The following is a 26,699-nucleotide window of genomic DNA, read 5'->3' as shown; positions in this document are numbered from 1 at the left end:
CGCCCGCCAGATATTCACTCCGATTAATATAAGAGGTAACGCCTGTGATCTTTGGTTTTGGAAAGTCCCGGGATGAAGAGGAAGAACTTGAAGAAGAGATCGAACCGGTCTCATTCCAGGGGGCGTTAAATGGACAGCCCGCGAATCTGAAAGACAATGCACGTCTGGTCAAAGCGGGGCTGATGCCCGCCAAGAATATCATCACCGACGGGCTGGCTCTGCGGGCACAGATGATTCGATTCGAACCCAAGGGTGAACGGTATCAGGTAGCCTTTTATGTGGATGGCGTACCGAACCCGGGTCCCAAGCTTTCCAAACAACAGGGTATGGCCGTGGTGCAGATCATTAAACTGCTCTCCGGCTTGAACATCCAGGAACGAAAACGTCCCCAGCAGGGGGGCGTGAATGCGGAACTGGAAGAGGTGAATTACCAGTTGCGGGTCGCGACCGCTCCAACACCTGCGGGCGAACGGCTGACAATCAAAGCCATCGACGTGAAACATCCCCTGGATCGCGCAGACGATATCGGGATTACCGAAGAGCTGAAAGAACGCATTCGTTCGCTGAGCACCGGTCGCAACGGATTGATTCTGGTCAGTGGTCCCCCGAACTCGGGACTGACCACCACCACTTTCGGTGTGGTGCGATCTGTTGACGCCTACCAGTATACGATCTTCGCTCTGGCAGAACCTGAGCATCGCGAGTTCAGCCATATCGCGACCCTGGATGAAAAAGAGGGAGATACGTTTGACGATGAGTTGCGGCGAATCATCCGTATGGAAGCAGATATCATTTATCTGAAGCCTATTACAGATGAAGACTATGTCCGCAGCATTCTGGGGGTTAAAGACGAGATCACGATGATCGCGGAGATCTCGGCCAAAGACGCTGTTACCGGGATGATGAAGTTCTGCAAACTGGCAGGCAGTGTCGAGAAAGGCGTGGATACACTGAAGTGTGTCGTAGGCTATCGCCTGATCCGCACACTTTGTGACAAGTGTAAAGAAGCATTCCGGCCCAACCCTAAACTGATCGCCAAGATGGGTTTACCCAAAACGACCAAGATGCTGTATCGTCCGCCTCGTGAGACTGTGGATGAAGATGGCAACGAAATCGAACCCTGTGAAAAGTGCGACGGGCTCGGCTACTATGGACAGACCCTGCTTCTGGAATTCATCGAAATGACCGATGAGATGAAGCAACTGATCATTGGTGGCGGCGATCCCGCCAAAATCAAAGCCCTGGCAAAAAAACAGGATATGCCCTCGCTGCAGAAAGACGGAATTCGTCTGGTCGCGGAAGGCAAGACTTCGCTGGAAGAACTGCAACGGGCGTTCAAGCAGGGCTGAAATCCTCGCTGATACATCCTCTGCTATGAGAGTTCTGCGGTACCGGTGCGCCTACTCGTTAACTGGCACACCAGGCACACTGCGCTAAAGATTCCGATTGAAGCGACCGATACTCTGCTGATGGAGTCGCTGTTTTTTTGCTCCACTTTGCTCGCGGATGAGGGCACAGCTCTTGCCGAGAGTAATCCTTCGGTCCCTTCCAATCCAGGTCACCTCTCACTGCAGCAGTAGGTGACAGTTCTCTCTCATTCGCAGTTCGAGGTTATGATGCAGGCTCGCCAGAAACTCGTTCTCTTCAGTACCGGTTTGCTTTTCTTCACTGTCATCACGTTTACCAGCATCCAGAACCAGATGGTGCGTCAGCCTCACGACAGGGCGGTCCCACACCTTTATGAGTTTTACAGCACAGACGTCGTGCAGATGTTCCCTGGCAATTCTGAGAATCAACGCGAAGTTCTAGAGCAGTATCAGCAGGAGCGGAAGTCGGTGCAGACTTCAGACAACGCCACATCGACAAACTGAACATAAGGTTCGTAGACGCCATATCTATGTCCGCCAGTTGTGCTTGATACAAAATATTGTCCGATTACGCAGATTATACCGAAGATTCCGATCGTGATTGTCGATAATAGAAGTACACACATGATAGTAATGCGTGACCTTGCCAGTCATTTCCCGTTGAAATGATGGATTAAGTTTATGGACAGACTGATCCCAAGGTATTACCGGCACTTGTTTTACCCTGTTTCCGTTTCTCCCCGACAGGTGCCATTCGACAACTTTACTTTCCGAGGACAATCATGGTGATTCGCCAGCTTAAAAATTGGTCAACTGTTGGAGTACTGGGTTTAGCACTGATGGGATTAGCAAACTCTGGATGCCAGACCAGCCTGGGAGGCCAGACATTGCCTTCAGCCTACTACCTGAATGATGACGTGCAGTTCTTCCCGGCCGGCCCCGAAGAGCAGTTGTACAACCAGCGGGAAGTACTGGAACAATACAAGCTCGAGCACGAAGCTCAGCAGCAGTAATAATCGCTGCCAGTTACAACAGGGGGGACCCTTTCGTAGTAACTCACGCAGATTTCGCGCCTTGTGCCGGAATCTGCATGCGAAAGGACTCAAGCCGGACGATGAGAACGGGACTCTCGCCCGGCTTTTTTACGTTTTCAGCCCACCAGATCAAAGTGTTTTAGACATCTTCTCAGCCAGCCGCGTCAAGGCAGGGCTGACATCCGTCGGCTTCAGATGGACATTAATCACGCTTAAGCTGTCCGTATTGGCCAGCGCCGCTTTGAGTGCCTTCTCCAGGTCGCCTTCTGTGCTGACCTCAAAACCCCAGCCTCCGCCGATCAGATCCGTAATGTTATGATATTTCCAGTCGGGAATATCATTGAACGGCCCCTCCTGCAGGAAGCGTTCGGTCGTGTAGCCCTTATTATTCAGCACAATAACGATTGGATTGTACCCCAGTTTGAGGGCCGTTGAGAGCTCCAGACAGGTCATCTGAAACGCACCATCTCCCACCAGGACAATCGGCCTGAGTTCCTGATTAGCGACCTGGGCTCCGATCGAAGCCGGGATCGCAAACCCCATGGAAGTATAGTAAGCGGGACTCAGGAACTTGGTATGGGTGCTGATGGTCAAATCAACGGCTCCAAACAGGCAGTCCCCGACGTCCGTCACCACGACCGTATCGTCACTCAGAATCTGATTGATGCTTTGAAACAGGTGTTTTGTGGTCACGGGCGCAGTTGGATTCACTTCGAAATCGATCTGCGGCGGACGGACCTGATCCGGAATTTTTCGCTTCACCACTTTCATTTTCTGCTTACGCAGTGCTTTCACAAAGTCCGAGAAGACGACATCGTGAAAATGGTGGTAGCTGATCCGCAGCTTCTCGCTGGTGGCGTAGATGCATTTGCCGGGATCGAGGTGCGCGGTGTAGATGCCCAGGTTAATATCTGTCATAAAGGTGCCGAGGAGAATCACACAGTCACTCTCTTCGACGTATTTCTGCACTTCGTTACGACCCATGGCCCCTTCATAAACGCCCAGGTACAAAGGGTGTGATTCACTGACGACCGATTTCCCCAGAATGGTCGCACACATGGGGATCTGGTGCTTCTCCGCGAATTTGAGGACCTCTTCCCGCAACCCGAAGCGATGCAGTTCAACACCAGCCACAATGACCGGCTTCTTGCTGGCTTCGAGCAGTTCGGTAGCTTCTTCCAGTGACTCGCAGAGTGCATTTTTATCGCTCTCCGGCTGGCTGTCATCCGGAACATGGGGGACTATCGCCTTGGTATGGACGCAGTCACGGGGGATTTCCAGGTAAACGGGTCTCTTGAAACGGACACAGGCTTCCAGGCAGCGATCGATTTCATGAAAAGCCGTCATCGGGTCATCAAGGACTGCAGAAGCGACCGTGATTTTCTCGAAGACATCCCGCTGGGTGTGAAAATCTTTTACCCGGTGATGTAACAGGGGATCGCTGGCACGTTCTGTCATACCCGGTGAGCCGCTGATGACGATCACAGGAGATTTTTCAGCATAGGCCCCAGCTATCGAGTTACACAGCGACAAGCCACCCACACAGTAGGTGACGCAGACTGCTCCCAAGCCATGCACGCGGGCATATCCGTCGGCGGCGTAGCCCGCGTTATCTTCGCGTGTCGTTCCGATCACACGAATCGGACTCTCTTCCAGCATCCCGTAAAACTGCAGCACAAAATCGCCCGGTATTCCAAACAGATCGGTAATCCCGTAGTCCTGCAGACGCTGAATCAGATAACTGCCAATCGTATGTACTTTTCCGTTCTGCTTGTTTGCCGAACGTTTTGTGGTTGTTTTTTTTGCGGGTAACCGGGACTTGGTTCCACCTGATCTGGTGCCTGTTTTGCGAGCTGTCATCACAAACCCTTCCTTGCAAGATGAGTGGTTGCATGAGAATATCAATGAATGAAGTGTTCATCATCTATTATAGCACTTCCACCATCTCGAATCAGAAGAATTCGCATATCTCCCGATTATGAATGGGGTTAAAGCGAGCCCGACAGCACTAACTCACGTACTGCGCTGTGACTTTCAGCGCTGAATCAGCTTGCGGAGGCCCCGCCGCTCAACGTGTTTGACGGGCTCAGCTCCATCCTGCGTCGGCTGAGACTGTGGGGCGATGGTTTCCCCGAACTGGCCCCAGTAACTTTCCAGCAGGCGATAGCAGTCCAGGTAGCGCTGCGAGTCCCAGGCCAGAGCCAGCGTTGAGATCAGCTTGGTCAGCTGGCGGTCATCTTCGGGAGAAATCTGATGGATCTGCAGATCGACATCATCGATCCATAGTTTTTCATTCCCCAGTTTCTCAATCACGATCTGGGCATTCTGAATCTGTGAGGACGGAATGTCTTTCACGCGGAAGACGTACTTCCGCCAGTTCTGGTCCACACCAATGATGGCAGACTGCGCCTTGAGCTTGCCATTCTGCTCCGCTTCCAGAGAAATCCGCACCTGCATATTGGGGGACTTTGATTTCATCCAGACGCCCATATTCAAATAGCGGCAATTCTCCAGAGGAATGGGATTCGTACGCAGGAAGTTATTTCCCGGGCGGGTATCCAGCACGAGTGAAGTGCGACCCGAATGCGCTTCTGTAGTATCGAGATTCCAGGAAACCCGCTGATCCGTTTTAGACTCCCAGCCTGCGAGGATATAATCCCGTGAGTTTTTGGCTTCAAAATCTGCCTTGAAGACAACGGCCGATGCATCATCCAGTGATCGATGCAGTTGCACCAGCATTTTTTTCTTCTGATCGATTCGCGCCTGTAGTTCCTGCAGATCATCCTGATCAATGGTGGTTTTGACGGAGATCAATCTCGCCTGGGCGTCATCGATCTCGAACGCCTGCAGATCGTAGGCTTCCAGCGAGATCTTATAGCTGCAGACACCTTCAGTCGTACGAGTGACCTGCACCGATTCGCCGTTTCCGAGTCTGGCCACGGTCGCTTTCGGTGTCATCATCAACGATACGGTCGCTTCGCAGCGGTAAGGGAAGTCGTTGACCAGATAGAAGACAGACTTCTCTTTCCCTCTGGAAAAACGGGTAATCACCGGTTGCTCTGAGGAGTCGATTGTCTGGAATGGACGGGCCGGCAATTGAATCAGCTGCGATCGCAGGGAACGTGTGGCCTCTTCCTGCCCAAAGGGAATCGTCCAGCCTCCGCCAAACGTCATATAGGGATCCAGTGCTGCAACGGAATGCACATAGCGAATCCGGTTGGCTGCCGCTGAGGGCGAAGCCTGAGTGGCCAGCCAGGTAAAGGCCGGCTGCCAGGGAGACAGCCGGTCGAATTCAGGAATCCGGATTTCCAGTGGCTGATGGTAATAGACGACGCCATTAACGCGTGACTTGAAACTGTCATCAATGTTGGAATGAGTATTCAGAAACTGAAGATCGTGCTCGGCCTGTTGTCCCCAGATGAAACGCTGGGGTCTGATTACGACGGCGTTCGTGATCTGATCATAGCGGGAAAAATCGAGCCCCATTTCCATCAGTACCGGTCGAAACGGGGCACCGGTTTTCAAAGCGGAAATCACATTACCCTGCCGACTTTGAGTCGGAATCAATTCGCGGGCAGAAAATACCAGTTGTGCGTCGGGTTTCGCTTTCGACAATACTGCTGCGAGCTGCTCATGCAGGGCCCGGATTTTCTGACAGCGCCAGTCGGTCCATTGGGGCAAGGCCGTCGTGGTCAGGTATTGATATCGTTTTTCAAACCGTTGCGATTCAGCGAACCGGGGAATTCGCACACCTGTCTCCCGGGAGAAAGCGGCGACAGTTGCATCATCGTAGCCCCAGTCCAGTCCGGGAAGCTGCAGATAACCATTCAGACTGAGCTGTACCGCTACCCCCTGAAACGAAGGGTGTGTCTGATAACGTTGGACCAGCTCAGCGAAGACGTTGACAATTTCTTCTTGAACCCGGGGATGCAGGGGATTATAAAACGGGGCCTGCCCGCGGGCGGCCACCTGTGATTTTTTCCAGGTCTGGCCGTGCAGGTTAACGAGTTCGATGCCCACCGCCTGTTCAGGCTGTTCCTCAATCAGTTTTTCCAGAGCCGCATTGACTGACGAGAACTGTAATTCAGGCACCAGGGTTAACTGCTCCCGGTCAAAAATCCGGAACAGCAGCTCCAGCACGTCTTTCCGCTGAAGATCCTGCCCGGAAGAATGGTACACTCCAGAGTCATAACGGGGAGTAGGCTGTAAGTGCCGGGAAGGATAGATCGCACTGCCATCAGCTGCCACACCCAGGAGGACACTGTTAAAACTCTGGTATTTCAGATACTGTGCCAACCGGTCTCCTGCCTCATAAAAGGTCTGCCAGTCATCCAGGCTGCGATGACTGTTGAGGTCCAGGACCTGGGCAGCGCCAAAGATTTCGGGGAGCAGTGGCTTTTGCAGATAGGGACCCACCAGTCGTTTTTTCTCTGTGGGTTGTGAAAGTTCTGCTGACACTTCATTTTTATTACTCGCCAACTCATAAACCGAGACCTCAGCCACTTCTGCGGCTTCAGGATGCCCCAGACTATGGAATAGCAACACGGGATTGGTGACTTTAGGCCAGAACAGCAGTTCGGCCCGTGATTCTGTCTCCCGTTTCTGCAGGTTTGAGGCAGGGGATGCTGCAGCGTGGTAGACGCCCCCATCAATGCCAACCGGAACCAGTTGCCCTGCGGCGTCTGGTTCCAGCAGACTGAACCCCAGATGGGTATCTGTTGACTCAGGATAGGTGATCACCAGCTTATGTGGCAGGTGCGGATGTCTGATTTTCAAGTGGTAAGCAGACCAGGGGGCTGCTGCCGAAGTGTCCGCAGGTAATTCCTTGCCAGATTTAAACAATGAGCGAAACGAATTGCGGATCCGGTTGCGGGCCCGCCGCGCGACCAGATCGTTCTGATCCTGTTTTCCATCCAGCGAAAGACTGTCGACCAGCACGGATGATTCACTTTCAGCCAGTGATGTCGTCACGCTCTGGTCTACGACGACGAACTGCGCCAGGGATTCCTGCCCCGAGTCCGCGTTGACCTGCAGCAGATAAACTCCTTCTGCGGGTGCCTTGAACTCCAGAGAGATGCCTGTTTTGACAAGGTCCTCTTGTGGCATCTCGGAAAGTTTGATTTGACCTTCCAGCACGGTTTCCGTGCTGCGGGCCCGCGTGACCCGCCACTTGAGAACACCGGCTGTGGGGATTTCTGTTCCGTGTAAAAAGGTGGGGACAACCTGAAACTGGACTGATTCTGCCGGTTCATATACCAGGTGGGGGCGGTCGACCTGCAAAGCCAGTTTTTCCCCGGGAGCCTGCTGCACGATTAACTGAGCGCCGGTCTGGGTGATCGGCAGGATCTCTTTGTGCTGCAGCAGTTCGTTCAGCGAAAACTCCTGCTTCAAAGTGATCGAGGAGTCATTGCGGTCCTGGAGAAAGACCTGCAGCTTCGCAGCAGGAGCTCCCTGGACTTCCAATTCAATACTGTTGAATACCCGACTGGTTCGTGGCTGATACAGTACAGCCCCCTGATCTCGGGTGATGACAGAGATTTCGTCGGCATCGACTCCCAGCGAACGAACCGTAGTAACTTCACCCTCAGTCAGTACGAAGCGTGCATTCCAGAGTCGAGGAGTCTGCTCACCCCATTCAACCCGCAGTCGGGTAGAGACAGTGGTATCGCCGTCTGCGAGCGCCGAACCGGCAAGCAGGCAGATGAAACCACAGATCAATAGAATTCGTTTCCGAATATGAGTCACAGATTTTCCACTAACACAGACAGTAGCGAAAGGCCCAGGAAATGCGTTTAGCCTGAACGGAAAACAGACGAAGAAGGGAATCACTTTAGAAATGAATAACAGGCGAGGGCACGTATTATATTAATTTCGGAATTCAGGCCAACCCCAATTAATTTTTTCCTGATCTGCACGAAACGTACCGTTTTTTCCAGGAACCCTCTTGACGAAAATCCCCAAACCTGCAAAAAAACGTCTCCTCTCTCGCAACTGTCTTTAAGACTCTCAATCCACAAGCAGTTGTCATTCGTTTGAATCTCGAAAGCATATCTTGTTGTAAACGTCTCCGCTTTCGGAATTGAAACACCAAATCCTCATACCTCTCAAAACCCCAATACCTGCCTGGACTAATCATGATGTTAAAAAACGGTTTCTCTCTGGTCAGTGGCCTGCTTCTACTTGTATCGGTAACAGGCTGTGCTTCCATGGTCGAAATGAAGACCATTGAGCAGTTTGCACAGGCAATGGAAAAAGAAGACATCCGAAAACTGAAACATCACACCACCATGAAGTTTTCCAAGGTGGCATTCAGAGACAAGTCGTCGCTGGATGACTTGAAGGTTCTCAATATTCCGACCGGTGAAGCCACGATTGTAGAAATCAAGGATGTTTCCGAGAACCACAAAAAAGTGGTTGTTGAAGTCGGTAAAAACAAAAAGAAACTGCTCTACGAGCTGAAGAAAGTCACCAAGACCGGAGAGTGGGTCGTTGATGACATTTACATCAACCAGAAATCGAAAAACCTGAACGTGATGAAGTCGGTCACCGAGCAGATGGATCTGTTAGTGACCATCCGTGAATTTGTCGATGCCTGGGAAGACGGCAACCGGGATGACATTCTGGCATCCACAGATGGTGAATTCAAAGAAACACTGGAGCAGTTGCACCCCGCGTTCCTGGCCAAGCTTTCCCAGCGAATCGCCGGCGAATCTTCCAGCACGAAACGCAAACGCCCCGACGCCCAGATGGATAAAGACATCGCCATCATTCGTATTTCGCGACGCTCGGGACAGATGATCATCACGATGAAACTCAACGAAGGCAAATGGAAAGCGACTGACGTCGCTGTCGAATCCCGCGAGGATGGGAATCATGTGAAGTCCGCGAAAAAAGAAGCCAAGATGCTGCTGGCAGTCAGCAACTTCCTGGATGCTTACAACCAGGATGACAAAGTCGCCCTGAAAAAATTCTCGGCCGACAAGTTCTACCAGGGCAGTCTGAACTTTGGAGACCTCAAGGTCGCTCCCCTGCCGGAATCGCAGATGGCGGCAGGGGATTATGAACTGAAAGTGGAAGACAAACTGGCCAACTTCATCACCCAGAAAGACGGGAAGATGGTTAACCTCTCCCTGCTCAAGATCGAATCCGATGAAATGGATATTCCCGATCAGTACCTGGTTGAAGAAGTCACACTGTTCCAGGACCAGGGAAATCAGCAGGTCACTCTGACCTCACTGTTCTCCTCCCGCGCGATCACATTGCTGTTCAATGAAGCTTTGACCAAACGGGATGTCAAGATTCTGGGTTTCAGTTCGACTCCCGATTTAAACCGACGCGTCTGGGAGAAAGTCAATCCCAACCTGGTCGCCCAGCTGCCTGTTGACGAAATCGCACAGCCAGGCTTTGAGATCCTGGACATCGACTTCAATGGTTCTGTTACGAAGGTCCATGCCCGACAGGGGAACCTGCCGTTAACTTACATCCTGCGTGATCACCTGGGACAACTGCTGGTCGATGACATCGAACTCGATCTGCAGGGCCGACCCTCGTCTGTGAAAGCCACCCTGGAACTGCAGGTTCAGGTACAGAACTACGCATACGACATGCACGAAAACAATATTCGCAATCTGCAGCGTCACTCGACTCGTGACTTCAATGAACTGGTCTGGAGACAGGTTGATCGGGTTCCCCAGATTGGCTTCTCTATCCCGGAACTGTTGATGTCACCATTAACGACTATGGAACTCAATGAAAACCAGGGTTATGCTCGCATCAAACTGGGTAATGACCAGCAAGGTGCCACAGTGATGATCAAGCGTCAGCACGATGAGTATGTGATTGACGATATCATGATTCATTCGGACAAAGTGGCTTCCCGCTACGTCTCCACCAAGAAAGAACTTCGCCTGGCGATGGCAGCAGACACCGGATTGCTGCGAAACAATCAGGCGGTACAGGCGACATACACCATCTCAAACAAAACCCCTTCCGAAGAGCGATCTACCATCTCGATTCCGGAAGTAGAGCCGGCTGGGTTTGAGATTCCACAGGAGGAGCCCTAGAACTGGTCGACGGGCCCCTGGTCCTGGGGAGTACTGAGATAGCGGATGTGTTTGTGCACACTCACATTGATGCTTTGATACCGGGTTTTAAGATGCCCGGTATCAAACAGGTCATCTTTAAGCAGCTCCAGGTCATCGGAGCCGACCGCGTTCGTAAAGATTTTTGACAGGTATTGCACACCCAGTTTCGAAGGCTGGTAGCGATGCTCATCATAGAACGAGGGGTGCAGGGTACGAGGGTGGATTCCCCGCCAGGCATCCCGCAGTGCATTGCCACTGATTGAGCTGACATGGAATCCCTGCTGCTCATTCCACTGCAGGATGGCTACATAGTTGTTCTGCCGCTGGACCAGCAGGTCGACCGCTTTTCCCCCGAGCTGGGCAGCATAAAATCGATCAAAGCGGATAGGGCGTCCGCCACGCTGCGTGTGACCAATTTTACGAGTGAAGGTTGCCGACTTGGCCATTTCATGTCGCTTCCTTGAGACAAAGTAATGATCACCCAGTGATTCGATCAGCATGTTCTGCAGAATCTCGGCAGCCCCACTGAAGATCACGTTTCCGGCAGGGTCGACACTTTGCGAAATGTCACCCAGGCGTTTCCCGTTCTGATCACGGAGGCCTTCGCCAATGACTATCACTACATTTTTCTGTGTATCGTAGAGTTCGCGAACCCGGCGTTCGAATCGATCGTAGTCCAGGGGGACTTCCGGAATCAGGATGATATCGGGCTGTCCATAGGCGGCACCCAATGCGAGGTAACCCGATTCCCGACCCATGACTTCGATAATCGCGATCCGGCGGTGGCTTTCGGCGGTGGTTCGAATACGCTGCACGCCCTGCACACAGACATAAACCGCGGTCGCATAGCCAGGGGTTGCGAAGTTGACCATGTCATCCAGCTCCAGATCCTGTTTGGCCGGCAGCTTGCGAAGCTTCTCTTTCCCGGTCTCCGGGTTCGTTTCCTTCACCCATTCATTCGGTTCATCGAGATAATTCAATCCGAGGTCGTTATCGATGGTTTTGGGAGCCAGCACACAAGGCATGAACTGTGATATTGGTTGCATGCCGTTCAAAGTTCCATCGCCGCCGATACAGATCAAACCTTCGATCCCGAGCTGATCCAGGCGTTTCTTAACCACCTGCAGTTCACCGGCATGGGACTCATCAATATAGGTGCGGGATGAACCCAGAATCGTACCACCGCAGCGGGGATCGAGTTCTGGAAGAGTTGAATAGAGCGGATTCAACCTGATGTGAGGTACGGCGGGGTCGAGCAGTCCGCCAAAGCCTTTGATAATCCCCACGACTTCCAGCCGTAGTTCGTTTGCACGCTCCACAGCTCCGAAGATTGTGGCATTCAATGCGGGCGTGTCACCACCTGCCGTTAAAAGAGCAATCCGACGCATAGCGGTCCTTTCATGCTGAACTGCGGGTAGCTGGTTGGGAATACATCGATGTATTCGCCATTTCTGTCAGACAGAAAATGAGTGTAATCCAGCTGGATCTTTGATTTCCTATTTACGGTATCAGGGTTGATTCGATAAGATTTCAGCCGCTTACACTACTGTCTATTATCGCAAGAATCCCGTTTTCTTCGCGAACCCGGTTGCGAATTATGATGTAGTTTCTTAGAGATTGCATGTGTTTTTTTATGTTTCCTGAAAAATCGCATGCCCACCGGCTCTCAGCCAGGCCCCTGCGCTACCTGTTTTATCCAATCTCTTTGATTTCTGAGTCATGCGAGGTTTATCGTGAAATACGCCATTGGTTGTTTTTTCTCTGCCGTGATCGGCGGTCTGGTCGTTTCTGCTCTGGATGCCCCGTCTGCAGGTCTGATTGCCTCTTCAGAGGCACAGGTACAACCGAATTTAACCGGCCCCCGAATCATTCCTCCTACGCCCCTGAAACCCGCGCCCCCTGAGGTTAATGCCAACAAGACGACGCCGGAACACATCACCGAATTATTCAATCAACGCGGACTGTCTCCCGAGGAGGAGATTAATGTCAGCGTGTATGAAAAGCTGAATAAGAGCGTGGTTCACATCACGACCAAAAGCACGAAGAGCGATGGGTTTTTCATGCTCGAATATGATACGGAAGGCGCAGGGTCGGGAGCGATCATCGACAAAGCAGGGCACATTCTGACCAACTACCACGTGATCGAAGATGCCCAGCAGGTGAATGTCACCCTGTTTAACGGGAAATCATACCAGGCCACCTTTGTCGGCGCTGATGCTATTAATGACATCGCCGTGATTAAAATTGATGAAGCTCCGGAAGTTTTGTTTCCGGTCAGCATGTCAGATTCCAGCAAATTGAAAGTAGGACAGCGTGTCTTTGCGATTGGCAACCCGTTCGGACTGGAACGGACGATGACCTGCGGCATTATTTCCAGTCTGAACCGGTCGCTGAAACTGCGGGGGAACCGCACGATCAAATCCATCATCCAGATTGATGCGGCAGTAAACCCGGGGAATTCCGGTGGCCCCTTGCTGAATTCGCATGGGCAGTTAATCGGGATCAATACCGCGATCGCCAGTAATACCGGTCAGAGTTCGGGAGTCGGCTTTGCGATTCCTTCAAACCTCGTTGCCCGCGTCGTTCCCCAATTGCTGACCCACGGACATATGATTCATCCGGAAATCGGTATTCAGCGTGTCTATGAGACCGAGCAGGGTTTATTGATCGCGAAACTGACACCGGGGGGACCCGCTGAGAAGGCAGGTTTGCGCGGTCCAAAGATCGTGCGACAGAGAAGGGGACTGATCGTCATCGAACGGGTCGACCGGGGGGCAGCGGATCTGATCGTCGCTGTAGACCAGAAGCAGATCAAATCGGCGGCGGACTTCCTGGATTATATCGAGAGCAAAAAACCTGGTGACACCGTCGTGGTGACCGTGCTGCGGGGGAAGGAACAGACGCCGACCAAAGTCTCCGTCACCCTGACCGCCAGTCAGTCCAACCGACCATAAAAAAAACTCCCCGGTGAAAGTTCATCGGGGAGTTTTTATGTTTTCATGATGCAACTGAGTGCACCAGGGGAGCATGCTTAGTTCAAAGCAGGCTCTACGTTGATTCGTCGACCATCCTTATCGAAGAAGACAGTGCCTTCAACCAGTGAGAAGATGGTGTAGTCTTTGCCCATTCCCACGTTTTTACCAGGATGCCATTTGGTACCGCACTGACGGGCGATGATGTTTCCTGCCAGAACGCTTTCACCGCCGAATTTCTTGATTCCACGGCGCTGTGCTTCTGAATCGCGACCGTTACGGCTGGAACCTTGACCTTTCTTATGTGCCATTACTCTTTTCCTCAGGTAGCAAAAGTCGCCCCTGACAGGGGCTTTTCCTAAAATATTGGTTAATCGAGGCCGTATATTGGCGAATCAGGCCTGAACTTGCAAGAGATAAACCCGTTTCTGGACAATTTCCCACTGTTTTTCAGCAGTCAGGGAGAAATCAGGGCTGTTTTTGTTCAGCCGCATTCAGATTGAGCTTCTTTTCCATCTCGGCAGCCTGCTCAGGATCATCGGGCAGGTATTGCCAGAAGGGACTCCCTTTCGGACGGAACTCCTGTTCCTGCTGTCCAAACTGGTCTCCCGGTCGCCAGTATTGCTGAACCAGGACCTTGCGGAGGGTCATTTCTTTCCCATCGGGTCCTTCGACCTTTTTATAGCCGTTCGAGAGACCGTAGAAGAGAATCGTGAAATAATCGGTGTTGGGGTCAATCCCCGTCCAGACGCAGACACCATAGATGGCGTTTTCCGATTTTGCATCGGCTGCAGTTTCTGGTGGCAGCTCTCCGATAATATCGACGGCATTTTTGAACTGACGACGCTCCCGCTTATTGATGATCACTTCGGCTTCGGGAACGATCTGGTTGGGGTAGCTGGTCTGCTGGCCGTTATCGTTGGTGATTAAGACGACTTCCGGCACGAACAGGGAGGGTCCCAGAGGTGGGACTTCTGCATTCTGTGGTGTGAGGTCATTTGATGAGCCCGGACGTTCCAGCGGTCGTAACACGCATTTGTAGACCAGGTACCAGACGAGAGTCTTCTCTTTTTTCCCCGTTTTGGGGTTCGTCAGATCCATGCGGATCATACGCATCGGCTTGAAAGTCGCATCCAGAACCCAGAGAGATTTCTGAGTCGCCCGTTCTTCACCGGTCGCGGTCAAATCGGGTTTAATGGTAAATCCACGAGTCAGTTTATTTTCCTGAGCCTGCGCTGGCATACCACCTGTCAGCAGTGCCAGACAGCTGCAGATAAATGTTGTCAGAGCAGAACGTTTCAGTAATTGACGCATGTAATAACCCCGAAGTTTCTCACGATGCACGGAAATGAGCAATTGGCTGTCTGTTACAGTATATCGACGTAACCCGGGAAAATCCCATAGAGTCTTTACCAATTCACTGTAAAATCACCTTGTTATCAGGATGAATTCAGACCGGCCAGCATAAACATGTACACTCAGAAAGAGCGGTTTTGAGAGACGGGAATACGTTGTCGCTGTCGGAACTGCGCGCTTGTTTCCCGTCACGTCTCTGATTTCAATATATCCCTGCCTGGAAAGCAGGGTCAAGCGCCTGCTTCTGGTTCGGGGGGATTTCACACTAAATCCGCCTGATTATGTCAGTTGCTCGCAGCAAAACGGCACCGGCTGACAGGCTGCCCTGGCCTTTATAATCCCTGTAACCCCTCTGATCAGATACAGAGAGTGGAAGGCGGCCTAGTGAAAATCGTGGCCGGTCAGTTTCTCTTCGATTTCATCGGCGTGCTGGGCCACGGCGATCACGCTTTTGCGAATATCCTCTGCATCAACTGAAGAGCGGGGGAAGGTATCCACCATGACGAACTTTGCCTGGCCATTCACGTCCCGAATCGAGATTCCCCCATGCGATATTTCGGAATTCAGACGCAGTGCTTCCTCGTAATATTCGGCCTGGGCATCACAGCAGGTGCTGTAGATTAACAGCAGTCGTTCATGCAATTGGTGTTCGCTGGGTTCGATGATGACAGTCTGCTTGCGTCGTTCACTCTGTTTGACTTCGAGGATGTACTGGTGACCGTTGCGTTTCCAGGAAACATTGCGATTATTCCCAAACGCTTCGTGCAGCATCGACTCGATATTCTGTACCTGGCCGAGAATTGCATTCAGGAACAGAGAGGCCATGTAACCGTTTTGAAACCGGTTCATAGGACTCTTATCCAGCATGAGGGAGACACACTCAGCGATCTCCAGAGGGATCTCGGGGCAGAGATCGCGTACGCTCGGTGCCGGTTTGGAAACCACATCCTGAATCAGGGCATTAAAGTTTTCCGCACGGTGAGGCAGATGGCCTGTGAGCAACACAAAGAAGCAGACCCCCAGCGAATAAACGTCCGAGGTAGCGCTGGCCATGCCGCCTTGAAAGAGTTCCGGTGCCATGTAATTTGGAGTACCGGCCAGATTGTGCTGATGCGCGCCTCCCTCTTCTGCAGAGATGCGCTTCGCCAGGCCGAAATCAGCGATTTTTGGGACTCCCGCACCGGTCAACAGAATGTTTTCCAGCTTCAGATCCTGGTGAATGATGCCTTTAGCGTGCGCGGTTCCCAGACCTGACGCCACCTGTGCGATCAATGATGTCGCGTGCAGGGCAGAGAGGGGGCCATCCTCGCGGACGACATGGCTCAACGCACGTCCGGTGATCAGTTCCATTTCCAGAAATCGATAACCGCGTTCTTCGCCAATCGCATGGGCGGTCACAATATTGGGATGATTCAAGGTGGCGACGGCACGACCTTCATGAATGAAACGCTGCACGTATTCAGGATCGCGTTCCGAAAGATGTGGCAGCAGAATCTTCAAGGCACACTGGCGTCCCAGATCGCGATGGGTGGCCAGGTAGACCATGCCCATGCCTCCCCGGCCCAGGAGCGACTGACACTGATAAACGTGCAGATCGGTACCTGCAATCGGATCCTCCACAACAACGGAGCCGGAGTCTGCATGCTCAATCAGCCCGTCGATCTCCTGCACGACGATTGTTTCCTGGAGATCCATCAACGAAATGTCATCCACGTGTGCACCGCAGACGGGGCAATTATCAGAACCGGACTGCTGAAAGTAAGTGGAATTGCAGTTCGCGCAGTACTGCAACTGTCGATCTTGCTGCGGGGTGCCGGAGTCTGAAGATGTATTGGGGGCCATTGCTGAATTGCGCTCGATCAGGGGGATCTCTACAGAAGGTAATCTGTTCATGCTTGAGACAGTATTTCTATCATATCGGGATTTGAACGAAATGCGACAACCAGTTCCTGTACAATGCCGGGCGTCAGGTGAGGATTCGTTCCGCACGGCCAATTATTTGACAGGATTCCCGGATTTCCCCAAAAAATACAAATTCCCGCTTCGTAAATCCGACTATTAAGACATAGACTTATTAAAACAGACGACATCCCGCACACAGAATTACGGCATAAGCCTCAACTATTTCATCACTTACAACGGTCACCTTCCGGTAAATGCACCGAGTTTGGCCGGCGTTCTTCCCTCAGATTTAGAATATCTCCATGGTCGCTCCTGAAAATTCTCCTTCAGAAGATACAAATCCCGAGAGACTCGCTGCTCACACCGCAGCTGATTCCCCGATTTTTGAGTCAGAGGATCAAGAGTCTGCCCAGGAACTGGATCAGTTTCTGGATCAAGCGTTGCAGACTGCCAAAGGGGAAGACGCACCTCGTCCGCATGATGGAAGTTCCGGAAACGCGGCTCCGCCAGGCCCCGGTCTGATTGAGTCGATCTGCTGGATGTTCGGGGTCTTTGGTGCCCATTTCATCGGAATCATGCTGTTCCTGGTCTGCGGGGTGATTTATCTGATCGCCACATCCAATATCAGTCAGGATCCTGACACGTTCCGCAAAGAAATTGCCCAGCTCGTGGAAGGCCATCCGCTGGAGGCAGCGGGGGTCGAACAGGCCGTGTTTGTCTTTATCGGACTGATTGCTGTCGGCTTACGTCTGGGTAAACGTCCCTTGCAAAAACTCAATCTGCAGCCGTTTGCGATTTCAACAGGCTTCCTGCTGTTTATCTGCGTGCTGCCCCTGGCGCTCATGTCGGGAGAATTGTATCGAATTGCGTTTGACGCCTGGAGTCTCATCGCAAAACAGATTCCCATCCTCGAACGTTTCAACGAAATGCAGACGATGGAAATCGTGAAGGATATGGCGGCGAACAACTCGCTCTGGTCGCTGATTCTGGTGATTGCCGTCTTCCCCGCTATTGGAGAAGAACTCATCTTTCGCGGGATGATTGGCCGCGGTCTGATCGCACGCTGGGGCCTGGTGCCGGGAATTGTGATCACGTCGATCATGTTCGGTATCGTGCATGCACACCCCGCACATGTGATTGCTGTCATTCCGCTCGGGATGTTTATGCATTATGTGTATTACGTGACCCGCAGTTTCTGGGCGCCGATGCTGGTGCATTTCATGAACAATGCGTTTGCCGTCTCGATGGCGAAAATGGCGACCGAGCTTCCCGAAAGTGCCGCCAGTCTGGGAGACGAAACTCAGCCGGTGCACCCGTTAATCGTGGCATCCGCAGCGTTGTTCCTGACCGCCGTCTGTATTCAACTCTGGAAGACACGGGTGAAATACATGACGCCACAGGGCGAGGAGTGGACTCCCGGCTATCCTTCCACCGAACAGCCTCCGGCAAACAGCCCGGTGACCATGATACGAGAGAAGGCACATCCGCTGCTTTATGCGGCAGGTGTATTCCTGTTTCTGATCTTCCTTGTGAGCATGGCGGCATTCAGCCCTCAGCAGGATGCCGTGACCGCACAACCCGAGGCGATGCAGCTTATAACGTTTTGAGATACTCGAGTACTGCCTGTTTTTCTGCTTCATTCAGATCATTGGGATAATCGTGCCCCGCGGCTGATTTGCCGAACTTCGTAGTGTCGAAGTGGCGTCTGCGTTCGACGGTAGACAGATTTGCCGGCAGCTCAGGCAGGCTTTCGATCTCCAGTCCCACGCGATTCACATCATAACCATCTACGGTCCGCTTCCAGACTTGTGGCCGTGCTTCGGGGTGTAAGACATGCCAGAGCGTGGGTACCGATCCGTTATGAAAATAAGGCGCTGATGCCCAGATTCCGTCGAGTGGCGGAGCCACATAGCCGGCAGGGGCTTCGACGACCGGATCCTTACCGTAGCGAGAGAGCCAGCTCTCATTCAGGGCTGCCCGGTACGCGGGAGGCAGGGATTGATGACGCACGGGGTCTGTCTTCAGTTCAGCCAGCGGGATAACCTTCTCGGGATAACTGGGGTTGTCTCCATAAGTTCCATGACAACGGGCGCAATTCTGATCAAAGATGACACGCCCCCGCGCGGCCAGCTGTTCATCAACGGGCCAGCGATAGCGGGGAGGCTCGAGTGATTCAATGTAAGCCAGTATGTTCGCGAAGTCCGCCTCCCACTGCTTAACCTGCCGTGCATTGTTCCGCGGGATCAGGATGAACTGCATCAGCACCCGGTGATTTTTGGTCATGAAGGCATCGGAGTAGATCTTCGATTTGCGTTTTACGTTCCACCAGGCCGGGGGATCCATATCGTGATGCAGCAGTTCGGGAATCGGGCGGGTTTTATCGAAATTCATCTCCCCATCACGCAGGGAATCGAGTACGACACCAAAAATAACAGCGTTGGTCGTGCCGTGCGTTGTTCCCAGGGGCATCCCCACTGCAGCCAGATCCAGGTGGCTCAGCTTCTTGAACTGTTGCAGTTTGATTTTGCTCACATCTTCGGTCAGCGTATGCAGGCCAATATGACTGTTGGGAGCTCCGGGGATCACCTGACCGGCTACCTTGCCACTATGACAGGCAAAGCAGTTCATGACCCACTTCTGTTCGTCCGTGACCACATAGCCCAGCGGGGATGAGTCTGAATTCGGTTTCTGCATGATCCCGTAATAATCAAAGATCATCTGTCGCCGCTCTGCCTGAGATGCTGCTTCGGCCTGCTTACGCTGGTCTTCCGGCCAGACTTTCCAGAGATCATCAAATACAGCCTGATCGAAGTCGGGAGGCAAGTACGTCTTTTCGGTCAGCAGCTGAAATCCGCGTGCTGCCGACGGTTCTTCTTCTGCCATCAATGGACTGACAGAGACGGTAAGCTGCACAAGCATCAAGAAGCAGAAACAGAGCGTTCGCATGTTATTTCAAATCATTCTCAGAAAAAAACAGATCAGGGAAGAAACGGAAACAGGGTTTTGACATTGTCAGAGGTCAGGGGAGAACCATATTCGCAGGGTTCAAACGCATCGATCAGTTGAATTTCTTTGCCGCGTTCGGGCCCGTATGTTTCGATTACCAGATCCCGATATCGATCCGCCAGCGGGCCGATGCGATCTTTCATCTTGCCACTGAGCCAGACTTTGCGTTCCGCGGGATCCTGAGGGACCTCATCTTCGTAGAAATGGTTATAAGCCAGCCAGTCATAGAACTGACTGCTGTGACAGTCGAGGGCGTCGATCACGCGATCCCAGACCGGTTCAATATCAATGACCACCGTCGGCGAAAACGGGTAAGGTCGGGTAAAGTGATCTGACAGATATGCGATGACCGGATTTTCCCGCAGGGCAGGGACGTCTGGCACGATGGGAGGCACCGTAACCATGTAGGCGGCGTCACAGACCAGTTGCGAGGTATATCGATGATCAGGATGATAGTCGTTGGGGCGGTGTGTCAGGATCAGATCGGGCTGGAAAGTACGAATCAGTCGAATAATCTCAAAACGGGCTTCGATCGTGGGTTGCAGATATCCGTCGCGATTGTTCAGAACTTCGTACTCGATCCCCAGCGCACGCCCGGCGGCAGCTGCTTCCGCACGACGAATCACGGCCAGTTCCTCGCCGGAAATCCGGTGATGCCCCGATTCCCCATTGGTCACACTGACGAATTTCACGGTATGACCGGCCTGCTGATACAGGGCGGCTGTGCCCCCCGCTTTGATGTCGCAATCATCAGGGTGAGCGCCAAATACCAGGATTCGCAATGTTTGATCAGTCATAGAGTTCTAAACCTTCACGGAATTATATAGAATATTGGGTGCTTGACGAGGAGGTAATTCCTTAAACAATATTACTAATGTTGTACAGCAAAGGTTTCAGATTCTCCAGCAAGTTTATGATGCTGAACTGTTGAACCTGGCACAACGCTCTTGTGTCCCCTCGACACACCTGTTTCTGCTCTCGAATTTCAAAGGATGTGAGTCAATGTCGTTGCCTACAGTCGATCCCGGTGAAGGTGTCTATGAAGATCCTCTTGATCTGATGGATGAGATCGATGCACTGAAAAAAGAAAAAGATGCAACTCTGCTGGCTCACTTCTACATTGATGGAGACATCCAGGATGTCGCAGATTTTACGGGCGACAGCCTGAAACTGGCCCGTGATGCCGTCAAAGTAGAAACATCGACGATCGTCTTTTCCGGCGTGCACTTCATGGCGGAATCGACCAAGATTCTCAGCCCCGAAAAAACCGTGCTGCTGCCCGACCTGCATGCCGGGTGCTCCCTGGCGGACAGTTGCCAGTACGAAGACCTGCTCCAGTTCCAGGAAAAGCTCCGAGCCGAAGGGCGTGATTTTGAAACTGTGGCCTACATCAATACCAGTGCGAAGGTTAAAAGCCTCTGTGACTGGATTGTCACCAGCGGAAACGCCCGGGAGATCATTGACCGGGTCCCCGCTGATAAAGAAATCCTGTTCGTGCCGGATCAGCACCTGGGACGATACCTGCAGGAAGTCACCGGTCAGCAGATGATTCTCTGGCCCGGGTCCTGTATGGTGCATGAGATCTTCAGCGTGCAGGATCTGCTGCGGGCCAAGAAGAACAATCCGGGATCGATTGTCCTGGCACACCCCGAATGCCCGCATTCGATTCTGGAAGTCTCTGACTTCATCGGAGGGACAGAGAAATTGCGTCAGTATGTCATGTCGATCAAAGAACCGGGTACGTTTCTGATTGCAACCGAAGCGAACATGATTCACCCCCTGGAGAAATCGGCTCCCCAGCACAATTATCTTCCCGTGCCGGGCATCATGGCATCTTCAGGAGAAACATGTGCCTGCAACCGCTGCCCGCATATGGCTCTCAATACGCTGCAGAAAGTCCGTGACTGCCTGAAATATGGTAAGCCGGAAATCGAATGGCAGCCGTACTTCGACAAAGCCCGCGACGTTCTCGAACGCAGCCTGCTGCAGTAGTCGAACCTGCTCTCCCGGATGCTGCTTCCTGCTTATATACCGGGCACTTACGCGCATTACCTGCACACATAATAGTAGTTTTATGCGTCTGTATGATTATTTTTGAGTACTTGAAAACCTGATTGAGACTCTCATTGCAGGGGTTTTCAAGGTTCTACTGAACGTGCCGATTTTATTAAGATCATTGTCTTATTTTTTAGGCACACGCTTTGCCTAGTCTTCATTCAGAATTAATACCGGCGTGCTTCACATCCTGTCGGTAAACCTTTCTGCGGGCTCTGTTGCGCTAGTGGAGTCGCAGTCATCACAGAATATCTGATTGAACATGAACTAAAGCCGAAGCATTCAACAATTGATATCTCAAATTCGTCTGCAAGCCATTAGTGCCGCGCTCCTTCCAATGCTTGCAGCAGAGACTGACTGATCCCGACAGACACAGTCTAACTCCTCTCTCATTCTTACGCAGGGTATCTCTGCGCAGATCGTCGATCCGCCACGACATTTTACTGAAGAGAGTGGAAGCAGTCTCGAGTTCACCTCGAATCCACAAGAAAGCTCTCAGAAAATGGAACTTCAAAACAAAGCAACCCGGATCAACCTGTTTAACTTCTCAACGCCCCAGATGCGGGCATTTCATATGTCCTGGTTTGCTTTCTTTTTGTGTTTCTTTGCCTGGTTCGGCATCGCACCGTTGATGAATATTGTCCGCGAGGAAATGAGTCTGACCAAGGAGCAGATTGGCTGGTGCATTATCGGCTCGGTTGCGATTACCGTGATCGCACGACTGTTTATCGGCTGGCTCTGTGATCAGATTGGCCCCCGCCTGGCTTATACCTGGCTGCTGGTTCTGGGAGCCATTCCGGTGATGGGGATCGGCTTCGCACATGATTATACCACGTTCCTGATCTTTCGGATCGCCATTGGGGCGATCGGGGCCGCTTTTGTGATCACGCAGTATCACACCTCTTTAATGTTCGCACCGAACTGTGTGGGAACCGCGAATGCGACCACCGCCGGCTGGGGAAACCTGGGAGGTGGTGTGACTCAGATGGTGATGCCACTGATTTTCGGACTGTTCGTCGGCATTCTCGGGTTCAGCGATTCGATCGGCTGGCGCGCATCGATGTTTCTCGCCGGCCTGGTGTGTGCCTTGACTGGAATCGCCTATTACTTTCTGACCCAGGATGCTCCTGACGGGAACTTCAAAGAACTCCGGGAAGCAGGCAAGATGCCTCAGAAAGCTCAGCAGAAAGGGCAATTTCTGAATGTCTGTAAAGACCATCGCGTCTGGGCGCTGTTCGTGATTTATGGTGCCTGTTTCGGAATCGAACTGACCATCAACAATGTGGCAGCCCTCTACTTTCTCGATTACTTCAACTACTTCAAAAGCATGGATACGACCAAGGCTGTGAAAATGGCCGGTCTCTTTGCGGGGATGTTCGGACTGATGAATATCTTCGCTCGAACCCTGGGGGGAATATTCGGTGACCGCTTCGGACAGAAGTGGGGACTCAGCGGCCGTGTCAAATGGCTGTTTATCGCCGTCTTCTGTGAAGGCATCGCTCTGATGATCTTCTCACAGATGAGTGTTCTCGCCATGGCACTGCCATCACTGATCGTCTTCAGCCTGTTTGTACAGATGTCAGAAGGGGCAACTTACTCAGTTGTACCGTTCATCAACAAAAAAGCGCTGGGAGCCGTCTCAGGTATCGTCGGCGCCGGTGGAAACGCCGGGGCAGTCACAGCAGGTTTCCTGTTTAAAACCCAGGCCATCAACTGGCCAACCGCTCTGTTCATTCTGGGAGCGATCGTTACCTGTTGTGCTTTTCTGACCTTCCTTGTGCGGTTCAGTGAGGAAATGGAAGAAGAAGCCCGCCTGGCGCATGAATCAGCGCTCGCCCCTCAACCGGTCGAACAGGAACTCGCCCCTTCCATGGGACAATAAGCGACTGACCAGAAAAGCAACTCAAATATTAAACTTCAAGTGCTCAATTAAAAGGTAGGATAACGTGATTCAGCAGAACTTCGACAACAAGCAGAATGTCGTCGTCATCGGCAACGGAATGGTCGGCTTGCGATTTTGCGAGCAGCTTGTTGATAAGGATGAGCAACAGGAATATAAAATCACCACGTTCTGTGAAGAGCCCCGGGCCGCTTATGACCGCGTTGGCCTGACCCAGTTTTTTGCCCACAATGACGCGGAAAAACTGATGCTGGCCCGCAGAGAATGGTATGCGGAAAATCAGATCGACCTGCATCTCTCCGATCGGGCCGTGAGTATCGACCGTGAAAATAAGATCATCCGCTCCCAGAAAGGGGTGGAAATCCCCTATGATAAAGTTGTGATCGCCACCGGTTCCTACCCCTTTGTGCCGGACGTGCCGGGGATTAAAAACCGGGGGGTGTTCGTCTATCGTACGATCAACGACCTCGAACAGATCATCGCTTACGCGAAACAGTCCAAGACGGCCGCAGTCATCGGTGGCGGTCTGCTCGGACTCGAAGCAGCCAAGGCGGCTCTCGACCTGGGGCTCCAGACACATGTGCTGGAATTTGCCCCCCGGCTCATGCCTCGTCAGATCGATGACGCGGGTTCGAAAGTGCTGGTACAGAAGATTGAAGAACTGGGCGTCCAGGTTCATCTGAACAAAGCCACCGACAAGGTTCTGGGGGAATCACGCGTCGAAGGAATTCTCTTTCAGGATGGTTCTACCCTGGATCTGGATATGATCATCGTCTCTGCCGGTATCCGTCCCCGTGATGAACTGGCCCGACAATGCGATCTCGAAGTCGGACCGCGTGGCGGGATCCTGGTAAATGACTTTCTACAGACCTCCGATCCTGACATCTATGCAGTTGGCGAAGTCGCCCTGCATTCCGGTATGGTTTACGGCCTGGTCGCTCCCGGCTATCAGATGGCTGAGGTGGCAGCGAGTCATCTGTGTCACGGCGAAGCGGAATTTACGGGCAGCGATCTTTCAACCAAGCTCAAACTGATGGGCGTCGATGTTGCCAGCTTCGGTGATTACGAAGCGGGGCCTGACATTTCCAAAAGCCTGACCTTCGAAGACCCGTTTAACGGCGTCTACAAAAAACTGGTATTCAACACCGAGGGGACTCACCTGCTGGGAGGCATCCTGATTGGAGATGCTTCCGATTACGGCAGTCTGTCCCTGCTGGCCAAGTCAGAAGACAAGCTCCCCTGCAGTCCGCACGAACTGGTCGTGGGCAGCGGAGGGGGGATTCCCGGTGGCAGTGCTGCGGACATGCCTGACGAAGCACAAATCTGCTCATGCAACAATGTCACGAAGGGACAGATCTGCGCGGCGATTCAGGATCAGGAACTGACATCGGTCGACGAGGTCAAAGCCTGCACCAAAGCAGGCGGTGGCTGTGGTGGTTGTATGCCACTGGTAACCGACGTGTTCAAAGCCGAGATGGCAGCAGCGGGAATCACGGTTAACAACCACCTCTGCGAGCACTTCGAGTTCTCACGCACCGAGTTGTTCAATATCATCAAAATCAAAAAGCTGAAGTCGTTTGCTGAAGTGATTGCAGATTGCGGAGCCGGCAATGGTTGCGAAGTCTGTAAGCCAACCGTCGCTTCGATTCTGGCCAGTTTGTGGAACGAGCATATTGTGGATCATGCACCGCTGCAGGATACCAATGACAGGTTCCTCGCAAACATGCAGCGGGGTGGTCTGTATTCCGTAGTCCCCCGTGTTCCCGGTGGTGAAATCACGCCAGAAAAACTGATCGTACTCGGTGAAGTCGCCCGGGATTTTGGACTTTATACGAAAATCACCGGAGGTCAGCGGGTCGACCTGTTTGGAGCCGAAGTGCATGATCTGCCCCGAATCTGGGAAAGACTGATTGATGCCGGTTTCGAGAGCGGACACGCTTATGGCAAAGCCCTGCGAACGGTAAAAAGCTGTGTAGGTACCACCTGGTGCCGCTACGGAGTGGGAGATTCGGTCGGTTTTGCAATTCGCCTCGAAGAGCGCTACCGCGGAATCCGTGCACCTCATAAAATCAAAGGGGGCGTTTCGGGCTGTGTCCGGGAATGTGCGGAAGCGCAAAGTAAAGACTTCGGACTGATCGCGACTGAGAATGGATACAACCTCTACATTTGTGGAAATGGCGGAGCCAAGCCACGCCACGCCGACCTGTTTGCTTCGGACCTGGAAGAAGAAACCTGTATCAAATACCTGGACCGCTTCCTGATGTATTACATTCAGACCGCAGACAAACTGACGCGCACCGCCACCTGGCTGGATAAGCTGGAAGGGGGAATCGACCATCTGCGTGAAGTAGTCATTGAAGACAAGCTGGGAATCTGTGACGAACTCGAAGCCATGATGCAGTCGCTGGTCGACAGCTATCACTGTGAATGGAAAGCGGTCGTTGATAATCCTGACAAACGACGTTTGTTTGAACAGTTCGTCAATACCGAGGAACACGAACCATCAATCGAGCTCATTCCACAACGCGGTCAGAAACGACCTGTCGACTGGGCACCGGACTTTGTTCCGCTCGAGAGCCTGCAGGCTGCTGAACCACCGGCCCCCGTAACGGATGAACCGCCACGCAAATGGGTCAAGGTGGGGCAGGTCAGCGATTTCCCTGCGGAATCGGGATCGACCGTCAAATATGGTCAATCTCAGCTGGCTGTCTTCAACTTCGAAAGTCGCGGGGAATGGTTTGCCTGTCAGCAGATGTGCCCGCATAAGCAGGCAATGGTACTCTCACGGGGCATCGTGGGAGATTCACACGGGATCCCCAAAGTTGCCTGCCCGCTGCATAAGAAAACTTTTTCCCTGGAGAACGGTTCCTGCCTGAGCGGGGATGAAGAATATGCAGTCAAGGTATTCAATGTTAAAGTTGATGCAGAGGAAAACGTTTACCTCGAGCTGCCTGCTCCCGAGGTACTCGATGAATTAATTAACCAAACAGTATGTGCTGGCGCTCACTAAGCACAGGTTTAAG

Annotated in this window: 17 protein-coding genes; 9 read left to right on the top strand and 8 right to left on the bottom strand. The window is 52.5% G+C overall.

Annotated features, from left to right (window positions below; genetic code table 11):
* Window positions 1–44: 44 nt before the first annotated feature.
* The 3 genes from FYZ48_RS11345 to FYZ48_RS11335 all read left to right on the top strand — a co-directional run bounded on the left by FYZ48_RS11345 (window position 45) and on the right by FYZ48_RS11335 (window position 2,380).
* Window positions 45–1,349, top strand: a complete 1,305-nt coding sequence (locus FYZ48_RS11345; protein WP_149340403.1) for a GspE/PulE family protein — start codon at window positions 45–47, stop codon at window positions 1,347–1,349.
* Window positions 1,350–1,580: 231 nt separating this feature from the next.
* Window positions 1,581–1,871, top strand: coding sequence for a hypothetical protein (locus tag FYZ48_RS11340; protein WP_149340401.1), 291 nt, complete (start codon window positions 1,581–1,583; stop codon window positions 1,869–1,871).
* Window positions 1,872–2,206: 335 nt separating this feature from the next.
* Entirely contained in the window at window positions 2,207–2,380 is a 174-nt protein-coding gene (locus tag FYZ48_RS11335; protein ID WP_242022587.1) for a hypothetical protein, read from the top strand.
* A 150-nt stretch (window positions 2,381–2,530) separates the two neighbouring features.
* On the opposite strand, the gene FYZ48_RS11330 is transcribed toward FYZ48_RS11335, so the two are convergent.
* Window positions 2,531–4,261, bottom strand: coding sequence for an alpha-keto acid decarboxylase family protein (locus FYZ48_RS11330; protein WP_149340397.1), 1,731 nt, complete (start codon window positions 4,259–4,261; stop codon window positions 2,531–2,533).
* 174 nt (window positions 4,262–4,435) lie between these two features.
* On the bottom strand, window positions 4,436–8,146 hold the full coding sequence (locus FYZ48_RS11325) for a family 10 glycosylhydrolase (protein WP_149340394.1): 3,711 nt from the start codon (window positions 8,144–8,146) through the stop codon (window positions 4,436–4,438).
* 389 nt (window positions 8,147–8,535) lie between these two features.
* On the opposite strand from FYZ48_RS11325, the gene FYZ48_RS11320 reads away from it, so the two are divergent.
* The gene (locus FYZ48_RS11320) at window positions 8,536–10,464 is read left to right on the top strand and encodes a hypothetical protein (RefSeq protein ID WP_149340392.1); all 1,929 of its coding nucleotides are present in this window, start codon (window positions 8,536–8,538) and stop codon (window positions 10,462–10,464) included.
* Here FYZ48_RS11320 and FYZ48_RS11315 read toward each other — a convergent pair.
* The gene (locus FYZ48_RS11315; RefSeq protein ID WP_149340390.1) at window positions 10,461–11,873 is read right to left on the bottom strand and encodes a 6-phosphofructokinase; all 1,413 of its coding nucleotides are present in this window, start codon (window positions 11,871–11,873) and stop codon (window positions 10,461–10,463) included. The two genes, FYZ48_RS11320 and FYZ48_RS11315, sit on opposite strands and share 4 nt — an antisense overlap.
* A gap of 345 nt (window positions 11,874–12,218) precedes the next feature.
* On the opposite strand from FYZ48_RS11315, the gene FYZ48_RS11310 reads away from it, so the two are divergent.
* Window positions 12,219–13,439, top strand: a complete 1,221-nt coding sequence (locus tag FYZ48_RS11310) for a S1C family serine protease (protein WP_242022585.1) — start codon at window positions 12,219–12,221, stop codon at window positions 13,437–13,439.
* A 77-nt stretch (window positions 13,440–13,516) separates the two neighbouring features.
* Here the strand turns inward: FYZ48_RS11310 and rpmA are convergent, their stop codons facing one another.
* The 3 genes from rpmA to FYZ48_RS11295 form a co-directional block, all read right to left on the bottom strand.
* A complete protein-coding gene (gene rpmA, locus FYZ48_RS11305) occupies window positions 13,517–13,768 on the bottom strand; it encodes a 50S ribosomal protein L27 (protein ID WP_145041157.1) in 252 nt (83 codons plus the stop codon).
* A gap of 157 nt (window positions 13,769–13,925) precedes the next feature.
* Window positions 13,926–14,771 carry a hypothetical protein gene (locus FYZ48_RS11300; RefSeq protein WP_149340388.1) on the bottom strand — a complete coding sequence of 282 codons (846 nt, stop codon included), beginning with the start codon at window positions 14,769–14,771 and terminating at the stop codon, window positions 13,926–13,928.
* A 423-nt stretch (window positions 14,772–15,194) separates the two neighbouring features.
* A complete protein-coding gene (locus FYZ48_RS11295; RefSeq protein WP_149340386.1) occupies window positions 15,195–16,706 on the bottom strand; it encodes a serine/threonine protein kinase in 1,512 nt (503 codons plus the stop codon).
* Window positions 16,707–17,017: 311 nt separating this feature from the next.
* Between FYZ48_RS11295 and FYZ48_RS11290 the strand changes: the two genes are divergently transcribed.
* A complete protein-coding gene (locus FYZ48_RS11290) occupies window positions 17,018–18,322 on the top strand; it encodes a CPBP family intramembrane glutamic endopeptidase (RefSeq protein WP_149340384.1) in 1,305 nt (434 codons plus the stop codon).
* On the opposite strand, the gene FYZ48_RS11285 is transcribed toward FYZ48_RS11290, so the two are convergent.
* Window positions 18,309–19,661, bottom strand: a complete 1,353-nt coding sequence (locus tag FYZ48_RS11285; protein ID WP_242022583.1) for a c-type cytochrome — start codon at window positions 19,659–19,661, stop codon at window positions 18,309–18,311. The genes FYZ48_RS11290 and FYZ48_RS11285 overlap by 14 nt on opposite strands.
* Before the next feature lie 32 nt (window positions 19,662–19,693).
* Window positions 19,694–20,518, bottom strand: coding sequence for a PIG-L deacetylase family protein (locus FYZ48_RS11280; RefSeq protein WP_149340382.1), 825 nt, complete (start codon window positions 20,516–20,518; stop codon window positions 19,694–19,696).
* Window positions 20,519–20,723: 205 nt separating this feature from the next.
* On the opposite strand from FYZ48_RS11280, the gene nadA reads away from it, so the two are divergent.
* From nadA to nirB, 3 genes are all read left to right on the top strand, one after another.
* Window positions 20,724–21,713: a quinolinate synthase NadA gene (gene nadA, locus FYZ48_RS11275; RefSeq protein ID WP_149340380.1), complete on the top strand. Its 990-nt coding sequence runs from the start codon at window positions 20,724–20,726 to the stop codon at window positions 21,711–21,713.
* Window positions 21,714–22,278: 565 nt separating this feature from the next.
* Complete coding sequence (locus tag FYZ48_RS11270) at window positions 22,279–23,658, top strand: MFS transporter (RefSeq protein ID WP_149340378.1); 1,380 nt, start codon at window positions 22,279–22,281, stop codon at window positions 23,656–23,658.
* Between the two features lie 64 nt (window positions 23,659–23,722).
* On the top strand, window positions 23,723–26,686 hold the full coding sequence (nirB, locus tag FYZ48_RS11265) for a nitrite reductase large subunit NirB (RefSeq protein WP_149340376.1): 2,964 nt from the start codon (window positions 23,723–23,725) through the stop codon (window positions 26,684–26,686).
* The last annotated feature ends 13 nt before the right edge of the window (window positions 26,687–26,699 follow it).

The organism is Gimesia chilikensis, assembly GCF_008329715.1.
Taxonomy (GTDB): Bacteria; Planctomycetota; Planctomycetia; order Planctomycetales; family Planctomycetaceae; genus Gimesia; species Gimesia chilikensis.
This window is presented reverse-complemented; position numbering and strand designations above follow the sequence as displayed.